The sequence below is a fragment of the Candidatus Binatia bacterium genome (assembly GCA_029248525.1).
Classification (GTDB): Bacteria; Desulfobacterota; Binatia; order UBA12015; family UBA12015; genus UBA12015.
Window position 1 is genome coordinate 12,834 of sequence record JAQWJE010000033.1, and the last position, 20,162, is coordinate 32,995.

Consider the following 20,162-nt stretch of genomic DNA (forward strand, 5'->3'; position numbering starts at 1 on the left):
TATGTTCGACGCACAACGTCTCGCGCGGTTTCAATTTGCTGGCCAGGATATTCCCTGGCTTCTTCGCCACTGGGCCGAGCAGAAACCGGACCACCCGGTCCTGATCTGGGAGCCGAAGGACGGTCTCGACCGTCAATGGTCCTACAAACGTTTCGATGACGAAACGTCGCAGATCGCGGCCGGACTAAAAGCAAAAGGCGTTGGCGTCGGAGACAAGGTCCTGATTCATGCGGACAACTGCCCCGAAATGGTGCTCGCCTGGTATGCGTGCGCCAAGGTCGGTGCCGTCGGCGTAACGACCAACACCCGCTCGGTCGGGGCCGAGATCGAGTATTTCGCCAGCCACACACAATGCGTCGGAGCGATCACCCAGCCGCAATATGCCGCCCTCGTGCAAAAACATGCGCCGGAACTTGGCTGGATTGTCGTCACTGAAGACAACAGCGGCATTGCCCCCACCGAAGCTGAGGCGACGCATGGCCTCCCGCTTTTCGATTCGCTCTTCGGAAACGCAGCCGATGCCCCAACCCGCGAACCCGAGCCCATGCTGCCCGTTGGCATCATGTTCACCTCGGGCACGACGTCTCGTCCCAAGGCGGTTGTTCATACGCATGCCAATGCACTCTGGGCCGGTCGACAGGGTTCGCTGAATATAGAGATGACCACCGACGACACCTATCTGATCTACCTGCCGTTCTTTCACGTAAATGCGCAGAGCTGGTCGATGTGGAGCACGCTGGGCGTCGGTGGCACGATCGTGCTTCAGCCGAAATTCTCTGCGAGTCGATTCTGGGAAGTCATCGCCAAACATTCCGTGACCCATATCTCGCTGATCCCGTTTGTGTTCAAAGCGGTCGCGGGTGAGCCGGTACCCGACCACACAGTCAAGGTCGGTGCATTTGGTCTCGTGATGCCGGAGCTCGAAGCGTGGCTCAAGATGCGTGTGGCTCCCTTTTGGGGAATGACCGAGACGGTGATTCACGCGACACGAAGCGACTCGCAACAAACCTACCCGAACGGCACGATGGGAAAACCGACTCCAGGCTACGAGTACGCCATCGTCAATACGGAGACAGGTGAGCTCTGCGACGATGGTTCGATTGGCGAACTGTGGGTCCGCGGCACCCGCGGCATCCAGCTATTCCTCGAGTACTACGACAACCCCGAAGCCATGGCGAGTGCCTTCACCGAAGACGGCTGGTTCAAAACCGGCGACATGGTGCGACTCGGAGACGAGGGTTGCTTCTATTATTGTGACCGCGACAAGGATGCCCTCAAAGTTGGCGGAGAGAATGTATCTGCCAAGGAAGTCGAGGACGTCTGCCGCGCCGTACCTGGTGTTGCGGATATCGCTATCGTGGGGCGCTCCCATGAGATGCTCGACATGGTTCCAGTGGCTTTTGTGATCAAGACACCCGACGCGCCGGCCGACGATGAATTATCCGCGAATCTGATCGCGGCATGCAAGGAAAACCTGGCAGACTTCAAGGTGCCGAGGGCGGCCTGGGTTGTCGAGGAATTCCCGCGTGCCCTGCTCGACAAGGTCGCCAAGAACAAACTGCGCGACATGGCAGAAGAGCGCGACCTGGCGTAGACTCCAGAGGGGCGCGATCGGCAAATTTTCCGTCAGTCGCACTCCAAACCATTATTTCCAACCCGTAGATTCGTTTCGGAGAGATGCGTGGCTCTTCTGCGCAGACTTTCAAGGAGAAACCAGCATGTTTGGCACCTACAGCGTCGCAGCAAGGGTCCTGATGATCGTCATTGCCTTGAGCGGATGCACCCGGCACACCGAGGCGCCCTACCCGACGGATCCTGCGACGAAACGAATCACAAAACAGGGCGAGGTTATAGGCTACCGCGCCAGCAACGGTGCGCTTGGCTGGTTGGGGATTCCCTACGCGGCCGCGCCCATCGGCGAGCAGCGTTGGAGAGCCCCCGAACCCATGCCCGCATGGGCTGGGGAGCGCACCGCAACCCGGACGGGAAGCGCTTGCTTGCAGAAGGGTTCGTGGATGGGCGGCGCCCCCGAGAAATCCATCGGCAAGGTCTTCGGCTCGGAGGATTGTCTCTTTTTGAATATCTGGACGCCGCAGATCGTTCCTGCCGAAGGCCTGCCCGTGATGGTGTGGATCCATGGCGGGGGCAACACTTCGGGGCATGGCGGATCTTACGACTTCAGCGAGATGGCGGAACGCTTTGACTTGGTGATGCTGAGCTTCAACTATCGGCTGGGCAGCCTCGGCTGGTTCCATCAGGAAGCTCTCTGGGATCAAGGCGATGACGCTACCGACCGCTCCGGCAACTTCGGACTTCTGGACCAGGTGGCCCTGCTGGAATGGGTGCAGGATAATATCCGTAATTTTGGTGGCAACCCGGATCGGGTGACCATCTTTGGCGAGTCTGCCGGCGGTTTGAATACTTTTGCGCTGCTGGTTTCGCCTATGTCCAGAGGGCTATTCCACGGAGCAATTGCGCAAAGTGGTTACACCACCAGCTTCAGCCCACGCGAAGCCAGTATCGTTTATCCGACAAGGACCGGCGATAACGCGGGGACCAGCAACGATATGCTTGTCTACTGGCTTCAGGGCGAAGGACTCGCCGATAGTCGCAGCGCCGCCATCGACAAGGCTAAGACTATGAATCACAAGGAGATCGCCGCCTTCCTGCGCTCGCGAAGCCCCGACGAATTGATTCTCGACTACGATCAGAACCGGACCCGCCTGCCAATCATGATCGAGGATGGAACCGTTCTGCCTCGAGCAGGCATCGCAGGCGCGTTGGCCGGAGGGGATTTCCATCAAGTCCCGATGATCGCCGGGACCAATCGCGACGAGAACAATCTCTGGCTCGCCCTGAGCCCGGAGCTGGTCGACGATCATTTCGGAGTCTTCTATCGCGCCAAGGACGAAGACCGGTACCGCTTTTTCTCAAAATATCGGGCGCTCGGCTGGAAGAGCCGCGGTGCCGATGATCCCAACCGCTGGGTCACCGCAGGCGGAGGAACCTCCTTTGCCTACCGTTGGGATTGGGATGAGGAGCCGGATAATATTCTCGGCAACTTCGCCCTGCTCGTCGGGGCAGCTCACGGTCTCGAGACAACCTTTCTCACCGGAGTCTTCCCGGAAGATGACCTCGCGGGATTGCTCTTTAACGAAGAGAACCGACCGGGCCGTCTGATCCTCTCCCGCGATATGCAATCCTATTGGGCCGAGTTTGCCTACACCGGCCGACCAGGCCGGGGGCGCGATCAGAAACTGCCGCAATGGCCTGCCTGGAACTCCGCGAAGGGTGCCGCAAAGTTCATGATTCTCGATACACCCGCCGGCGGTGGTCTGCGCATGTCCACAGAGGAGGTGTCTCGGGATCAGGTTCTCGCGGAGGCCGCCACACACATCGACGCCCGTGGTCTTGAGGATGTATGCTGGTTGGTCTACCTCAATCTGAAGGACGAACCGCATTACCATCCCGAGCAATACGCGCGTTGGCAGGACGGCCGCTGTCGGGAGTTCCCGCCAGCCCACTTCGATGCCAAAGCCAGTTGACCATTTGCTCTGCTATGCATTGATCGGCGACGCGCGATTTCGCCTTGCTGGCCACGAAAGATTCCCTTGAACAACCCCATCATCAAAGAAGAGCTGGAGCTTTTGGCAACCGTCCGCGAGGGGCTCGATGCACGCGAAGCCCGCGCCACGACCAGTCCATACGACCGCGAAAAGAAAGTTCTCGAAGAACTTGATCGTATTCGTGCCCTTCTGAGTTCCGGCGAGGAGGACAAGGATCGAGCCGCCCTGCTGGAGCAGTGGCATCACCAGTCTTCGCTCCTGGACCAGATGAAAGCAGCGCGCGAAGTCGAAGCTCTGAACCCGGACGTACCATATTTCGGTCATCTCCGTCTCCGTGAGGAGGACCAGGAGTGGGACCTCTGCATTGGTCGAACCAGCTGTGTGGAACATGGGCTGCGCATTGTTGCGTGGCGAGACGCACCGATTGCGCGTCTTTTCTACAGCTATCGGCAGGGCGAGGATTACGACGAAGAGATCGCCGGCCGGGAGCGGATCGGCGAGATCGTCACCCGCCGGATGGTCGGCATTCAGGAGGGTGCCTTGCGAAGGATTCAGGCCCCGGAAGGTGATTTCTTCAGCGACCCCGCGGCGCCCGAGCAATGGCAGGAGCGCGATCAGGCAGCACCTCGACTGGCAGGCGGGGAAGCCGCCGCGATTCGCGCCCACGGCAGCAACACTGCCGGGGCGCAACTCGGAACGGCTTCACCCGGTGCGGCCGGGCGCAGCGACCGTTTTCTCCCCGAGATCACCGGGCTGATTGATCCCGAGCAATATGAACTGATCACCCGACCATCGAGCGGCTTCCTTGTCATTCGCGGGACGGCCGGCTCGGGAAAGACGACGGTTGCGCTGCATCGTGTCGCTTTTCTCGCCTACGACGAGCCGCGAATCGACGGGCCCGAAACCCTGATCGTGATGTTCTCCGAGGCGCTACGAAGCTACGTGCGGCACGTACTCCCGTCGCTCGGGTTGCACGAGGTGCGGCCCACCACCTATCGCTTCTGGGAGCGAGGCGTGCGCAGGCGCCATTTTCCGCAATTCCCGGATAAAGAACGCGAAGATACCCCCGGCGTGGTCATCCGCGCGAAGCTGCACCCGATCATGGGGGCAGCGCTCGAGAGACATATCGAGCGAACGGAGGCGGCACCAACGGTCGAGCAGGCCATCGACGACTGGGCGACCGTTCTGACCAACCTGGAACTGCTCACCGAAATCCGTGATGAATTCGGCAACGACGCCTTTTCCGACAGCGAACTCGAACGAGTTGTCCGATGGAACCGCGACCATATCAGCGCGCTGCAGGACTACCTTTCCGGCGAATCCAAGGACGCCGAGATCGATGCCGAGGACGACACCTTGTTGCTTCGCTGCTGGCAGTTGCGCGTCGGTCCGTTGCGCGCCAAGGGCCGTCGCCCTCTCCGCCTGCGCCACATCGCGGTCGACGAGGTGCAGGACTTCTCGCCGCTCGAGGTGCAGGTTCTTTTGGGGTGTCTCGACCGACGTGGGAGCATCACGCTGGCTGGCGACACCCAGCAACATATCGTCGAGAACAGCGGATTCGTTTCCTGGACCGACTTCCTGCAGCATTTGGGTGTCAAAGGTCAGGAAGTCGAGACCCTGAAAATCAATTACCGCTCCTCCGCTCAGGTCACAAAATTCGCCTTCGACGTACTCGGCGACCTTCGGGAAGACGATGAGGTCCCGCCCAGCAGTCGTCAGGGACCACCGGTCGAGCTTTTCCGATTCGACGATACCGGCGCCTGTGTCTTTTTTCTTGCAGAGGCGCTCGATGCCCTGCGCAGCAGCGAGCCGATGGCGACTGTCGCGCTCATCACCCCATCCCCGGAAATCAGCGCGGCCTATCATGCCGGCCTCGAGCGAGCGGAAGTATCGAAAATTCGTCTGATTCGCGACTTCAACTTCACCTTCTCACCCGGAATCGAGATCACCGAGCTGGAACCCTGCAAAGGTCTCGAATTTGATTACGTCATTTTACTCGACGTCAATGCGACCCATTATCCGGACACACCACGCGCCCGGCGTGCCCTGCATGTAGCCTCGACCCGTGCGATTCATCAGCTTTGGGTGGTCAGCACCGCAACTCCCTCGCCACTGATTGCCGCATTTGAAACCTCCTGAGGCAGGTGGCCACCCCCTTCGATCGGAGCAAAGCCCGGGCTCTGCCCCTCACCCCTGAGGGCATCACCTCGACTTTCGGAGATCGAGCACCACGGGCAAGATGAAAACGACTCTTCTGGTCCGGTTGGCGCCGTGATATCGGCAACGCAGATTCCCGCATTTCATGAGATACCCAATCCACTCAGGCCGGGCCCAATCAGCAAGCCGCTCGCCCGCCGCAATCAACGGTCTTGAGAGGCCATCCCAAAGGCTACTCTGGACCCATTGGCGGATAGCCGGAATGCTGCTGCTCGGGCTGATTTTGGTTTTTCTGCCGCGTCCTGCCAGAGCGTCGCCCGAGCCGAATCCCGAGACCATACAGGCGCCAGTTCGTGTCATGGAAGTGTCGGCAGCATATGCCTATCTGGGTCTGACAAATAATGCGGGTGCGGAATACGTAGTCTTCGATATTTCGCGTCCCGAATTGCCCCGCATTGTGGATCAGGCAGAAGTTGGTCAAACCGTCAGTGCCCTCCACCCTGCGGCCACCGGAACTTTCATCGCCACCGAAAGCGCCCAGCGAGAAATCTTCCTGCGCACACGAGAGCCGGACACCCTGCGCAAAATCATCACGCTGCCCGGTGAGGGAAAAATCGTGAAACTGGACCAGATCGGAGAACTCCTTGTCGTTCTGAGCAAGGCTGACACTGGGGGCGACCACACCTTTCTTCTCGACATCCAGGACCCCGCCAAGCCCAAAATTCAGTCGGGCTCCCCGCGCAGCGAGGCACGGATTGCCCACAAGCTCCGGACCCCTCCACAAATAGCGCAAATCCCCCCTCGGAAAGTGGCTCGGCTGTGGGAGCAACACCCGGGAGACGCCAACTATGCGTTGGTCGGTCTGGACACTGAGAAAGATTCCTTTCGCGTGCACCGCGTCGAGCCCGAAACACTTCGCTTCGAGGACAACAATGGCGATGGCATGCTTGAATTGGCCTGTATCGGTGATTCCAACACTGTCGGCAGCACCAACGTCTGGCCCTCCAATTGGTGCCATTGGGTTGCCGAGGAGATCCTGAACTCGGCGTTTGCGACCACCAACTACTCAGCCAACGGGGCCCGGATCGATAGCCTGTGGCCAGACCAGTCGGGCGCGACTCTTCTTGCGAACGCTCTCGAGGAAAAACCGGATGCCATTGTCTTCGCTCTGGGAAGCAACGACCTGCCATACCTGCGGCCCGGACATCTGGACGAGGATATTCGCGTACGCATCCACCAGCTCGAGGCACTCGTCGCAACGGCCCGGAAAAACGGCGCACAGTCCTTCGTCGCCCTCCTCCCGCCACGCTTCGACCAAAAGGAACCATCGGGAGCAAGGAGTCGATTCAACGAGGCGATTCGTGCCCATTGGGAGCCGCACGAGATTCTCGACTTTGATTCCGGATTTTCCTCATCCGATTTCGGATCCGACGGGCTTCATTTCAAGGGAGTCGGCCACGCCAAACGTGCGGTTCGCGCCGCCGAGTTCCTCCAAAAGGATTCGCCCGAGAAACAAACTCCATGAAAATCGGCAAAGCATGCGGGCCGGCAGACAACCTTATCGAAGGGAGACGGCCTCCGATCCACGCGCCAACCCTGAAAAGGAAAGACTACCAGTGTGCGGCTTCGGCCGAATCCCAGAAGCGTTGCAAAACTGGCCCGGCATTGCCCTCCAGGAGCTGGCCGGCTTCGTAGAAATCATACATCCGACTCATCGGACGAACATCATTCATCGCCATCCGCCACCAGAGATGGTCCGGGGTAAAGCCCGACGGGTGCTCCAGCCCCGCGGCCCCGGTAACCGCAGCCAGGGCCTCTACTGTATTCCGATGAAAGTGGAAGACACGGTCGGCCTTGTCCTCGACGTTCAACGCACGTTGCAGCAACTTGTCCTGCGTGGCGACGCCAACCGGACAGGCATTGGTGTGGCACTGCTGCGCCTGAATGCATCCAACCGACAGCATGAAGCCGCGCGCCGAATTACACCAATCAGCACCCATCGACATCGCCCCTGCAATCTCGAACCCGCTGATACGCTTGCCACTCGCAGCCACCTTCAGCTGGTCGCGCACTCCGACGCCGACCAACATATTTTGCACAAGAACAAGCCCCTCACGCAGGGGGACTCCGAGGTGATCCGAGAATTCGATGGGTGCAGCACCGGTGCCGCCCTCGCCGCCATCCACGGTAATGAAGTCCGGCAGCAACCCCGTCTCGTGTATGGCCTTGCCCAAGGCGAAAACCTGCCGCGGATCGCCAACGCACAACTTGAAACCGACCGGCTTACCCCCCGAGAGCTCACGTAATTGCGCCACGAATTCCAGCAAACCTATGGGCGAAGAAAAAGCGCTATGGCCGGGTGGTGATATGCACTCAACACCTTGTGGGACCCGACGGGCCTCGGAGATTTCCTTGGTCACCTTGGCCCCGGGGAGAACGCCCCCGTGCCCCGGCTTGGCACCCTGAGAGAGCTTGATCTCGATCATCTTCACCTGATCCACAGATGCCTGCTCGGCAAACATCTCCTTGTCGAAGGTTCCCTGATCGCTGCGACAGCCGAAATAACCGGTACCGATTTGCCAGATGATGTCGCCACCTTCCTGACGATGATACGAAGACAGGCCACCCTCGCCCGTATTATGCGCGAAGCCTCCCTTGCGCGCTCCTGCGTTCATGGCTCGCACGGCTCGTGCCCCGAGCGCACCAAAACTCATTGCAGAGACGTTGAACACAGAGGCGTCGTAGGGTTGGGCGCAACGTTCCGCTCCGACCAGAGTTCTCAGGTTCCTTGCGGGATCAGCCACCGGCGGTATCGGCGCCAACGATTGCGTAATCCACGAATAGCCTTCCTTGTAGACGTCCAGCTCGGTGCCGAAAGGTTTCTCGGCCGGAAGATTCTTGGCTCGCTCATACATCAGGGAACGCTCGTCCCGATTGAAGGGCTTGCCATCCGTATTGCTCTCGACCAGATACTGATGCAGTTCGGGTCCGACGTCTTCAAGAATAAAGCGAAGGTGCCCGAGCAAGGGATAGTTCCGCAAAATGTTATGACGTTTTTGAGTCAGATCGTATGCGCAGACCAACAGCAAAGCGCCGAAGGTAATCAACGGCCAGAGGAATCCGAAGGAGACATAATACGTCAACAAGGCGCTGCCGATGACCAACAGCAGGATAAAAGGAAAAACATAGCTGCGTAATTTGTGAATCAACTCGCGACTCCCTCCGGACAGGATCGGCAAGAAAGCTCCGATCTCAAATATTCGCCGCCCCTCGAGACAACGACCCTTCCGTAAAGATTCTGCCTATCAGAAAAGCCGCGAATGTGGACCCGGAAGAGTGATATTCCTCAAGCGCAGAATCCCGATGCGCGTCGCGCGGCGGTTCCATTGCCGGAATGACGGAGAATTATGCTCACAGAAAAGACGCAAGCTCTCTTTTCGGGCTGTTTCCACTCGATATGGTTCCGGGGCATCCTATGCGCAACTGGAGGCGGACGATCAACCTGTTCGGGCGGGCCGGCTTCCCACGTCCCGATCAATATGCTTTTCCGTTGGATACGCCCGGACCCTTGAGTGCAATCTCCGAAAATTTCCGTGGACGTCGTGGATTTGAAAGATTCGGCATGAATGAAGAGAACCCCATTGCGCAAGGAATGCCCTCGCCACAGAAGTGGACGGGCCTTCTGGAGAATGACTGGATTCTTCTACCCGTGCTCGCCGTCACTTTCTTCCTAGGCCTCGGCAATGCCCCCCTCTTCGATCTCGACGAGGGTGCTTTCAGCGCCGCGACCTGGGAGATGTTGCAGCGTGGGGATTTCATCACCACTTACCTGAACGGCGCCGTTCGTTTCGATAAACCCATCCTGATTTATTGGTTACAGGCAGCTTCGGTTGCGAGTTGGGGTTCCGTCGAATGGGCCTATCGTCTGCCCTCGGCGGTCGCAGCCACCCTTTGGGTTCTGGTCGTCTACCGTTTCGCCAAGCCAAGGCTACCTGCAGGTGGCGGGCTCGCCAGTGCTCTGATCATGAGCCTTTCCCTGATTGTGTGGATCATCGGACGAACCGCGTCCGCTGACGCCCTGCTCAACCTCTGGCTGACCCTCACGCTGCTGGATATCTATCGTTACTGGGAGAGGCCCGAGAAAAGAATTCTCGACCGAATCTTCCTCTGGATGGGTCTCGGGTTCCTGACCAAAGGGCCGGTGGCCATCGCCTTGCCGCTTGGCATCAGCGCCGTATTCTACGCTTCTTTTCGGCAATGGAGAGAATGGTTGAGCGGCGCCGTCCATTGGCGGGGGTGGCTGATTCTGATCGGCATCGCAGGCCCTTGGTACCTGCTCGAATATCAAGCACAGGGCCAAGCATTCATCGACGGATTTTTCCTCAAGCATAACGTGGGTCGCTTTACGCAAACCATGGAAAACCACGGGGGCACGATCTTCTATTATCTGCCGATGCTCCTGTGGATGTACCTGCCTTTCACCGGATTGCTGCTTGTCGCCTTCAGCCGCATACGCGCCATGCGTTCACAGCCCCTCGACCGCTTCCTCTGGATCTGGTTCGGTGTCGTCTTTGCGATCTTTTCCTTTTCCTCAACCCAGCTGCCCCACTACCTTCTCTATGGAAGCGTGCCCTTGTTTCTCCTCATGGCTAAAGCTCGATCGCCTCTCGCGCGGCACTGGCTGCTTCTCGGGCCGGCGGCAGCACTTTTGCTGGTCCTGCCCGTCCTCCCCGAGATCGTGGCAGTCGTGGCATACTTCACAAAACACCCCTATACCGCCGCCATGCTGGCCCCCATTCGCGACCTCGCATCAACGGGTTACCGAGTCTGGACCTTGGCTGGCGCGCTGTTGGCAATTTTTGTCCTGACCCGAAGGAACATCGCGCCCTGGCATACATTACTCATGCTCGGTCTGATCCAAACGCTGGTCATGACTCAGGCAGCCTTGCCGCTCGCGGGAAGGCTGCAGCAAGGGCCGGTTGTCGAGGCAGCGAGCTTCGCCCGCAAATACCCAGGGGTGATCGTGATGTGGGGCATCAATATGCCGAGCTTCACGATTTACCGGGAGAAGATCACTCCGAGACGCCCGCCGCGAGAAGGAGATTGGGTTTTCACGAAGAAAAACAAGGTGGATGCATTCGGACCCTATCGGATTCAGTTTCAAAGCGGTGGTGTCGCACTCATCTCGCTTGAATCGCCCGCGACCGGAACCGCGCCGTCGGAACCTAACCAATAACGCGCGACCAACAGCGAAACACCGGCACCAAGAACCGTGCCTGCGAGAACATCCGAAGGCCAATGCACGTTCATGCTCATCCGGCTGAGGCTGACCAGAACAGCCACAAGACCCGAACCGATCCAGAACCAGCGACGAGGGATCAGGATCCCGGCGAAAAAAGCGCAGATCCAGATATCCACTGTATGCCCCGAAGGAAAGGCGTGGAATTGCGGACTCCACTCAAATCCGAAAAACGAATCTCCAAGACCGGCATCCGGCCGCGCGCGACCGAGTACCATCTTCAGCGATCGGGCGATGATTCCGGCACCCAGGATTTCGGCAACCAGGTAGGCCTGAACGACGCGACGACTCTGGAGGTCCGACCTCCGATAGCTCCGATAGCTCCGAAGAAACGCTGCCACGAACAGCGCGTAGAATCCATAGAGAGAAAAGTTGGAAAAGGCGCGTACCAGCGGCCGCCAATCGCCAAGATTCAGAAACCGTTGCGTCGCACCGAGGAAATCCGGATCGCCCCAGTAGAGCCATCCGATGACCGATATCAGGACAAAGCATCCATTGATCAGGAAGTAATCCTGCAAATGCTGACGCTGCAACACCTCAACCCAGCTCTACTCAAGGATTTCCCGGACGACATAAACTGTCTTGTCCTGAGATTCGTGCCAAGTTCGCGCCATCATTTCGGCAAGCAAGCCAAACGTCAAAAACTGAAGACCGGTGATCGAAAGAAAGATTGCGAGCAAAACGAGGGGACGGTTCCCCAACTCGACCCCGAGAAAGAGGCGCTCGAAACCGAGCCATAGCAGCATCAGAAGACCGCCGAGAAACGAGGGGAGTCCCAGAAATCCGAAAAAGTGGATCGGCCGGGTCGCGTAACCGGAGAGAAAGCGCACCGTCAGAAGATCCAGAACCACGCGCAGAGTGCGCGACAGACCATATTTCGATTCCCCAATCGTGCGTGCACGATGATTGACAGGTAGTTCTGCCACTTCGGCACCGAGGTCGGCGGCGAGTGCCGGCAGAAAACGGTGCATCTCGCCGTAAAGACGAATGCCGCGAGTGATCTCGGCGCGGTAAACTTTGATCCCACAGCCGAAATCGTGAAGGTTCACACCAGTCACCCGGCGTATAATCCCGTTGGCGATTCGCGAAGGCAGAATCCTGGTAGCGAACAAATCCTCCCGCTCGCGTCGCCAACCTGAAACGACATCCGCTCCCCCTTCCAGAACCTCCAGCATCCGCGGGATCTCTGCCGGGTCATTTTGCATATCGCCGTCCAAAGTGATGACAATTTCGCCGCGGGCGTGCTCAAAACCGGCCGCTATTCCCGCGGCTTGCCCAAAGTTGCGCCGAAAGCGAACCACCCGCACCCGGGCATCTCCCTCGCGGACCGCCGCCAAACGAGCGAAGGTGGCATCTTTGGATCCGTCGTCGACCGCGACTACTTCGCACGGACACTCCAGTCCATCCAGAACCGAGAGAAGTTCCTCAAAAAAAGGTGCGATCACATCCTCTTCCTGAAAAAACGGAACAACAACGGAAATTTTGGGTTCTACGCTCTCGGTCATGTCTCGCGGCCTCGGGTCGAGTCTAGCAAATGAGCATTCGGGATCGAGTCCCTTTGGACCCGCGGTCAACCACGACTTTGCGCCCGGCCTTCATTCGAGGCCTCGCGACAACAACGCTCCCAATCCACCCGATAGTAGCGGTCGATGGCCCCCAGTGTTTCTTCGGGGACCAGCGGAGCCTCGCCCATTGGCAAGATCCGAGACCCGTAGAGCACCAGATAGCGCACGAAGTCGCGGAAGAGGCGCTGCACCTGAAAAGCCACGACCGGTTTGAAAGCCGCCCGACGCCGCAACGTAATAAACTTGGTGACGGCACGAAATGCTCGCAGTTCGCGATCGCTATAAGAAACATGCTTGGGCGCCAACCCCACGGTCTCTTCGGGAAATGCAGCTCCGGTGATCCGGGCCAACTCTTGTACGAAGGCGAGACCGTCCTGTCGGAGATCCTCGTAGAATAGGATGATCGGCTTGCTGGTGAAGGATTTCTCGAGACAAGCAATTCGATCGGCCAGGCAGAGATCGGACGGCTGATAGACGGCGTCCGCGTTCGAGGGGTCCCAGACCTCCGAGAATTGTCGGACAACACCGTTTTTCAGAAGTCGCTTGTATTCGGAGCGCAACCAATCGCCCTGCTTTCGAAGCACCAGAATCGGACGGGCCTCGGGCCAGGCCCGCGCGAAATTTCGAATTTCTTCCGCACCACGATCACCTTGATAGACTTCGTAGGAAACCAGAAATCGCTTTTCACGCTTTGCCGCTACAATCTGCAATCTGTTCGCGTACTGATCCTTGCCGATATATTCGAGCCCCTCGAAAAAAGGGAATACAGAAGATTGCAGATAAGTCGTTCCCGTCCGCATCATCCCGCAGTGCCAGAAAATCAACGGTTGCCGAGATGGGGTGTCGGTACTCATTCTGACGCCACTCTAACGGATGCAGCCAACAAACTACGAGCGTTGTCGCGAGACATTCGTCCAAAAAAACGAAAACTTGCCGGCTCCTCGAGAAATCCCGCGAAACTACCGGCGAGGGAGCGCTCAACGAGAACCGCGACTGACCGCCGCGCTGGCACCAACTCCAATTTGCCGACCATTTGCGCTATCCAACAAGGGGTGGCCAACCCCGACGTCATCATATTAGGCGCCGGCGCCGCCGGATTGCTCTGCGCGATCGAGGCCGGGCGCCGTGGCCGAAACGTCCGGGTCCTGGAAAGCGGCCCCGCGCCGGGGGCCAAAATTCGTATTTCCGGTGGTGGTCGCTGCAATTTTACCAATCTCTATTGCGGGCCGGATGACTTTCTTTCCGACAACCGACACTTTTGCCGCTCCGCCCTCGCACGTTTCACGCCTCAGGACTTCATTGACCGGGTCGATGCCGCCGGTATCGCGTGGCATGAGAAAAAGTTGGGGCAATTATTCTGCACAGAGCGTGGGGGGGCAGCCCTGATTGTCGATCTCCTCCTCGAGGCCTGCAAGGAAACGGGCCATGTGGAGATTCAGTGCAATACCGATGTCCAGAATATCCGCCGCACCGATACGGACTTCGAAATCCTGCTTGCTGACCAAACGCTGCGTTGCGAATCCGCCGTGATCGCCACCGGAGGTCCGTCCATACCGAAGATGGGGGCCAGCGGGTTCGGCTATGAAATCGCCCGCAGGTTCGGCCTTCCCCTGATCAAGCCGGAGGCCGCTCTCGTCCCGCTGACGCTTGCTCCCGAACTGCTGCAGGAAACCTCGACGTTGTCCGGAATCTCGCTACCGGTCCAAGCCACAGCCGGGCGAGCTCAATTTCAGGAAGGGATGCTGTTTACCCATCGCGGATTATCCGGGCCCGCCATTCTTCAGATTTCCTCCTACTGGTCCGCGGGGGATAGCGTCGAGATTGATTTGCTTCCTGAGCAGGATCTCGCCGCCGAACTGGAACAGGGTCGGCGAGAAACACCTCGCAAACACCTGTTGAACTTTCTGGAAAACAAACTGCCCGCGCGACTGGCGGGATGGATTGTCGGCGAGTCCGGTTATGACGGCACCCTCGCCCACCTGTCGGCCCACCATACCGAGCGACTGATCGATCGAATCCACCGTTGGCGTTGCCGACCAGCCGGCAGCGAGGGCTTCCGCACGGCGGAAGTGACCCGCGGCGGCGTCTCGACCCAGGCCCTCTCGTCGAAAACCATGGAATGCCGAGAGCACCCCGGGCTCTACTTTATCGGCGAAGTTGTCGACGTGACCGGCCACCTTGGGGGATTCAATTTCCAGTGGGCCTGGTCAAGTGGCTACGCGGCTGGACAAGTTGCCTAACGCGCCATAAGGTCGGGCCAAACAGAAGGTCGCTGCCAACCGCATCAGCGATGCATTGATCCGAATATAGGGAAGCTCATGGCAAACAAAAGACCTTTATTTTTGACAATCATGTCGATTCTTTTCGTCGCGCTCGCCATCTCGAACGCCACGAAGGTCCTCCAAATTGCCCAGGGAAATCCGATCAGCGGCTTTGTCTTTTTCGGCAATCGTTTCCACGATTCCGCCACAAATCTTTTGCTCGGCCTGCCTTTTGCCGCGCTATTGCTGACCTACGCTTTTGGTCTCTGGAAAATGAAAAAGTGGGTGGCCTGGATTGCCGTACCCTATGCCTTCTACGTGCCGACGAACCTGACCCTTTTCTGGTTTTTCCAACCGGCCGACAACCTTCCCTCCATTGCCTTCATCGTGGGCTATCTGACCCTCGCCCTCGGAGGCTCCGTGGGCACCGGCCTTTTTGTCATGCGCTATTTTGACCGACTCGAGGACTGAGCACGCGCTCGTCTCAGCTATCGGTCAGGATATCCGCGCTGACCACCGAGCGCCCTTGCAACCAATGCACCACCTCCGCAGCTCCGGGGTGATCGATCGCGGTATATTCATCGACGAGGCGCATTGTGTCCGCTGGCGAGATCCCGTCCAACCCCTCTGTACCGAATTGGCACCAATCGCGAACCAGTAACTCTGCCAGGGTCGCGGGGAAAACCCGGTGGAGAGCGTCTGCCGTTGCCTCGCTGCGGTCGGCGACCTCGGCACGGCTCTGCAAGGAGTCGCTGACCGCATCCAGCGCGACTCGACTCAGATAGGGCTGGTTCATCGGGTTGATGAAGATCCCCGCGGCCGATTCCCGGAGAGCGATGGGCCGATCGGGCGCACCCAGATGCAGGCGCCTGCACATTCGCGGGCCATCATTGACCGGATAATTATCCCAGAGCAACGGACGACGTCCGAGCCTCTCACGGACCGCGGCCAGATGCTCTTGCGGGTAAGCGGCGGAACAGATCTCCGGTCCAGTCCAGAATATATCGACACCCGGGTCCAGCGCCGCTCCCAAATCCTCAAGGTACGTGGGCGGCCGTTCCCCGAAAACCTTGTCGAGAACCGCGGCATCGGAATAGTAGGTGGGACATATCTGCAACTGGTCACAGACCCCGCAATCCGCCACAAAGGAGAGGATCTCTCCCTGTGTCCTTGCAAGGTTCGGAAAGCTTCCGGGCATATCGTCGAAGAGAATCGCGAGTTGGTCGAGTTTCAATGTGGCCAGCGATCGCAGCCTCATGCGCAAATCCGCGCGCCCCTGCCGGTCCCATGTCTCGTGCAGCCCCAGAGGGCTGATACCGACCCCGAACTGGATCCCCTCGGCCTGACAGGCTGCGGTAAAATCGGCGAGCCGTTGTTCCGACGACGACGAGGGCTCGCTCCGCCAGTCACGCCGGAGCGAGCGATCGGCTTTCGGCGCATAAAGGTAGTGGGAGAAGCCGCGCTCGACCAGAAAATCGAGCGAAGCACGACGCTCTTGCCAGCCCCATGGCTCTCCGTAAAAACCTTCGACGACTCCCAGCACGAACCCGCCTTGTCCCATGTGTCTGTCTCCGGCTCAAATGCCCGCACCCCGAGGCGGAGGAAGACCGGGGGGGCGATGGCGGCAAACGATGATCCATCGAGTTGCCCCCTGTTCGCGAGCCGGACCGAACCGGGCCGCCCCTCGGTCAGGCGTGCAAAGCCGCGTATGAGATCGCCGAAGTTGTCCACCAGATCAACGCCACAGACTCCCGTGGCGGTCAGGCCGTTTCTCGGGCGCCTCGCTCGTAATAGGACAGAAACAGCCCGGACACGGCACAGCCAAGAGCGACCAGCGAGAGCGCGGCGAACGCGTGGCCCCATCCGCCCCCGGTCGCCAAATCCGCAATTCCTCGACCCGCCAGAATTCCCCCCAGATAGCCGAACCCATCAATCAGGCCGCTAGCGGTGCCACTGCCCACTTTTCCGCCCAGATCGATCGCGGTTGCCCCCGCAAGATAAGCGTATGCGGCCAATGTGGTCATCGCGACCAAAGCGACGAGCAATATTGCCGTTCCCGGATCGGGACGATCGCTCACGGAGGAAAGCCCGTAGAGGGCGCCGGCTGACCCGATGCAAGCCAGAATAATGACTACCGATCGCCCCCATCGCCCAACACGGTCGCCCAACACGCCGGCGGCCAGAACACTCAGCCCACCAAAAAAGGGAAAAATCGCGCTCCAGCGGGCTGCTGCTCCCACTTCCATCCCCGCCGCCTGCACGAAATAGAGCGGGGTCCAGATATTAAAGGTCTCACGGAGCAATGTCAGGCCAAAAGAAAGGATGCATACGATCCGAAAAGAGGGGGATGCCATCAAACCGCGGAGGATCTCGCCTGGACCGATCGCTGCAGGTGCCGCTGCGAATATATTTTCCGGGTGCGGTGGCGGTTCCGGAAGATTGCGTTCCTCTGGCGCTCCATGCAGCTCCCGAGCGATCCAGAGGCAGAGAAAAAGAAGCAGCGCTGCCGAGATCACAAACACCAGTCGCCAACCGGCGCCGAACGCCAGCAAATATCCGAGGCCAACGCGAATCAGGGCATCACCAAAGAGAAAACTCTGGCTGACGATCGCCATCGCGCTCGCATAGCTTGCCGCGGGCAACCAACGTGAGCAAATCTGGACCATGCCGACCCATCCCCCCGACTGCACGAGTCGATTGCCGATCCACGCAATCGAAAAAAGGGGCAACCCGCCGGCCAGAGCGAAAAGCACGGTGAAAAGAACCGATCCCGCCATCCCGCCCAAAAACCCGACTCGCCCTCCGAAACGATCGTTGAAGGGTCCGCTCAAAAATTTACCGCCGGCGTACGCAAGGACGCCGGCCGAGGCGACTCCACCGAGAGCAATGCTCGCTTCGTCCGCCGACAGTCCGGTCCCCTCCAGGTAGTCGATCAGGAGCGGCAATGTGACGGAAAAGTTCGACCGGCAGAGGTAGTAACCGGCATACCCCAGAGTCAAAAGAGCGATGAGGCGTCGGCGCGCCTTTTTTTCCGGAATTTCCATGAAAAGTCCTGCCACCTTCGATTCCCGACTTTCCGATCAGATTCAAACCCCTCGGAGGTCGTCCCTGCGGGCACCCGCGAGGCCACGACCAAAAAGCCGAGCACACAGATAGCGTTCCGACGTCCAATCCCCTAAACCTTCCCCGGAAAGCATTCCGTGACGGCCCGGGCGGGGCCACTGCCAAAAGCGAAGAAAGGTCAGACCATGGGAAAACTCGACGGAAAGATAGCCATCATCACCGGTGGCGGTACTGGAATCGGCAAGGCGATCGCGAAAGAGTTTGCCGATGCGGGAGCCCGCGTTGTTCTGGCGGCACGCGACCTCGACCGTCTCGAAGCTGCCGCGCACGAGATCGGCAGTGCGGCTTCAGCCGTTCGCTGTGATGTCTCCGATGAGACACAAGTCGAGGCCCTATTCGCTCGGGTCGATGAAGAGCAAGGCCCTGTCGATATCATGGTCAACAACGCAGGACTTGCCTCGCCGGCACTGACCCACGAACTGGAACTCGAGCGCTGGCAGCAAGTGATTTCGGTCAATCTCACGGGAGCTTTTTTAGGGTCCAAACACGCGCTGAAGCGGATGATACCTCGCAAAAGCGGCCGAATCCTGAACATTGGCAGCATCAGCGGACAGATGTCCCGGCCCCACTCCGCCGCCTACACCTCGAGTAAATTCGGGCTGGACGGACTGACGCGTTCGATGGCCCTCGATGGCCGCGAGCACGGCATCGCCGTCAGCGTCCTCCATCCGGGAAATGTCGACACGGACATCTGGAAAGGCATGCGGGAGATGGCCGAGCTGGAAGGCATGGTTCCCCTCGCCGATGTGGCCCATGCCGCCCTGGCAATCGTCAGCATGGAAGACGGCGTCAATATGCTCAGCTCGGTCATTTTACCGGTGACCCAGCCCTATATCGGGCGCGGCTGACACACTCGGTTTCGGTTGGCAGCTTGCCCTTCCGGTGCCGCTGATGCCTACTGCGGGCATGGGTGCGAGAGCGTCAATCAAAGGGCCTTATCAGGGTAAATTTACTCCGAGCCTGCCACTCAATCTGGGCAGCGACTCGTTCATCAACAACAAATACGAACATTACGCCTGGATGCGGGAAGAGGCGCCGGTCTGCCCGGGAAAAATCAGCCTCTTTCGACTCAAACTCCTCAGCCGTTACGAGGATTGTGCCCAACTGGCCAAGGACGAACGCTTTCGAAGGAATCGAACTCGGGCCGTGGGCGGATCGCGCTTTCCCATTCCCTTGCCCAAATCCGTTCAAGCGGTCGCCGACAGCATGATCGTCGAGGACGACCCCGAACATCGACGACTGCGCGGCCTGGTCAATCAGGCCTTCAAGCCCGCGGCGGTCAAGCGACTGGGCGATCAAATCGAAGAACTGGCCGACCAGCTTCTCGACCGACTCCATGGGCAGCAGACGATCGAACTGCTTCGCGACTACGCTCTTCCGATCCCCGTCACCATGATTCAGCGATTGATGGGCGTGCCCGAGCAGGAGATGCCCCAGTTCCGAAAGGTTCTGGGCCACCTCTCGGACGGACTCACCGGATTTCAGGTCATTCGCACCTTCTTGTGGGACTTGCCGCGCAGCTTGAAATTCATGCGCGCGATGGTCGACAGGAAGCGCCATCATCCTGAGGACGATATCCTCACAGCACTCATCCATGCTGAAGAAGAAGGCGATACTCTTTCCGAAGATGAGCTTTTGAGTATGTGCTTCCTTCTCATTATCGCCGGCTACGAAACAACCTCCCACCTGATCACCAACGCCGTCCTGACCATGCTGCAACACCCCGACCAACTCGAACGTCTCCGCGAGGAACCAGGCCTGATCGGATCAGCCGTCGAGGAGGTGCAGCGATTCAATGGACCTCTCCATGGGGCCAAACTTTCCTACGCCATCGAGGATATTGACTGGAACGGGGAGCTGATTCGTCGGGGAGAGCCCGTCATGCCGCTCTATGGTGCCGCAAACCATGACCCGACAGCTTTCGACAATCCCGAAACCTTCGATATCGCACGCGAGCCCAACCACCATTTCGGATTCGGCCATGGCGTGCACTTTTGCCTCGGTGCGCAACTCGCACGAATGGAAACAAAAGTGGCCCTGACGCGCCTCTTTGAGCGTTTTCCCGATCTACGGCTGGCGGTATCTCCGGAATCGCTGCAATTCGACAAACTGCCCGGCTGGCATCGTTATAAAGCGCTGCCGATTCGGCTGTTCTGAGGGAGCTTGCCGCGTCAAGTTGCCGCACACTTAC

15 protein-coding genes are annotated in these 20,162 nt (G+C 59.0%); 9 read left to right on the plus strand and 6 right to left on the minus strand.

The features are described from left to right. Position 1 precedes the first annotated feature (1 nt). The 4 genes from P8K07_06560 (at position 2) to P8K07_06575 (ending at position 7,248) form a co-directional block, all read left to right on the plus strand. Entirely contained in the window at positions 2-1,594 is a 1,593-nt protein-coding gene (locus P8K07_06560; protein ID MDG1958181.1) for an AMP-binding protein, read from the plus strand. A 124-nt stretch (positions 1,595-1,718) separates the two neighbouring features. Further along, on the plus strand, positions 1,719-3,545 hold the full coding sequence (locus tag P8K07_06565; GenBank protein ID MDG1958182.1) for a carboxylesterase family protein: 1,827 nt from the start codon (positions 1,719-1,721) through the stop codon (positions 3,543-3,545). A 66-nt stretch (positions 3,546-3,611) separates the two neighbouring features. Further along, positions 3,612-5,705, plus strand: coding sequence for an ATP-binding domain-containing protein (locus P8K07_06570; protein MDG1958183.1), 2,094 nt, complete (start codon positions 3,612-3,614; stop codon positions 5,703-5,705). A 280-nt stretch (positions 5,706-5,985) separates the two neighbouring features. After that, a complete protein-coding gene (locus P8K07_06575; protein ID MDG1958184.1) occupies positions 5,986-7,248 on the plus strand; it encodes an SGNH/GDSL hydrolase family protein in 1,263 nt (420 codons plus the stop codon). An 85-nt stretch (positions 7,249-7,333) separates the two neighbouring features. On the opposite strand, the gene P8K07_06580 is transcribed toward P8K07_06575, so the two are convergent. Then, entirely contained in the window at positions 7,334-8,893 is a 1,560-nt protein-coding gene (locus P8K07_06580) for an FMN-binding glutamate synthase family protein (GenBank protein ID MDG1958185.1), read from the minus strand. Positions 8,894-9,345: 452 nt separating this feature from the next. On the opposite strand from P8K07_06580, the gene P8K07_06585 reads away from it, so the two are divergent. Next, a complete protein-coding gene (locus tag P8K07_06585) occupies positions 9,346-10,959 on the plus strand; it encodes a glycosyltransferase family 39 protein (GenBank protein MDG1958186.1) in 1,614 nt (537 codons plus the stop codon). On the opposite strand, the gene P8K07_06590 is transcribed toward P8K07_06585, so the two are convergent. From P8K07_06590 to P8K07_06600, 3 genes are all read right to left on the minus strand, one after another. Further along, a complete protein-coding gene (locus P8K07_06590; GenBank protein MDG1958187.1) occupies positions 10,884-11,558 on the minus strand; it encodes a phosphatase PAP2 family protein in 675 nt (224 codons plus the stop codon). The genes P8K07_06585 and P8K07_06590 overlap by 76 nt on opposite strands. Positions 11,559-11,570: 12 nt before the next feature. After that, positions 11,571-12,527 (minus strand): glycosyltransferase family 2 protein, encoded by a 957-nt coding sequence (locus P8K07_06595; protein MDG1958188.1) that lies wholly within the window; start codon positions 12,525-12,527, stop codon positions 11,571-11,573. 65 nt (positions 12,528-12,592) lie between these two features. Continuing rightward, positions 12,593-13,441, minus strand: coding sequence for a hypothetical protein (locus P8K07_06600; GenBank protein MDG1958189.1), 849 nt, complete (start codon positions 13,439-13,441; stop codon positions 12,593-12,595). Between the two features lie 198 nt (positions 13,442-13,639). Here P8K07_06600 and P8K07_06605 point away from each other — a divergent pair, with 198 nt between their 5' ends. Next, on the plus strand, positions 13,640-14,827 hold the full coding sequence (locus P8K07_06605) for an NAD(P)/FAD-dependent oxidoreductase (protein ID MDG1958190.1): 1,188 nt from the start codon (positions 13,640-13,642) through the stop codon (positions 14,825-14,827). A 78-nt stretch (positions 14,828-14,905) separates the two neighbouring features. After that, a complete protein-coding gene (locus P8K07_06610; protein ID MDG1958191.1) occupies positions 14,906-15,319 on the plus strand; it encodes a hypothetical protein in 414 nt (137 codons plus the stop codon). A gap of 13 nt (positions 15,320-15,332) precedes the next feature. Here the strand turns inward: P8K07_06610 and P8K07_06615 are convergent, their stop codons facing one another. After that, positions 15,333-16,409: a beta-N-acetylglucosaminidase domain-containing protein gene (locus P8K07_06615; protein ID MDG1958192.1), complete on the minus strand. Its 1,077-nt coding sequence runs from the start codon at positions 16,407-16,409 to the stop codon at positions 15,333-15,335. Between the two features lie 199 nt (positions 16,410-16,608). After that, on the minus strand, positions 16,609-17,892 hold the full coding sequence (locus P8K07_06620; protein ID MDG1958193.1) for an MFS transporter: 1,284 nt from the start codon (positions 17,890-17,892) through the stop codon (positions 16,609-16,611). A 204-nt stretch (positions 17,893-18,096) separates the two neighbouring features. On the opposite strand from P8K07_06620, the gene P8K07_06625 reads away from it, so the two are divergent. Next, positions 18,097-18,819 (plus strand): SDR family NAD(P)-dependent oxidoreductase, encoded by a 723-nt coding sequence (locus P8K07_06625; protein MDG1958194.1) that lies wholly within the window; start codon positions 18,097-18,099, stop codon positions 18,817-18,819. A 43-nt stretch (positions 18,820-18,862) separates the two neighbouring features. Continuing rightward, positions 18,863-20,128 (plus strand): cytochrome P450, encoded by a 1,266-nt coding sequence (locus P8K07_06630; protein MDG1958195.1) that lies wholly within the window; start codon positions 18,863-18,865, stop codon positions 20,126-20,128. The last annotated feature ends 34 nt before the right edge of the window (positions 20,129-20,162 follow it).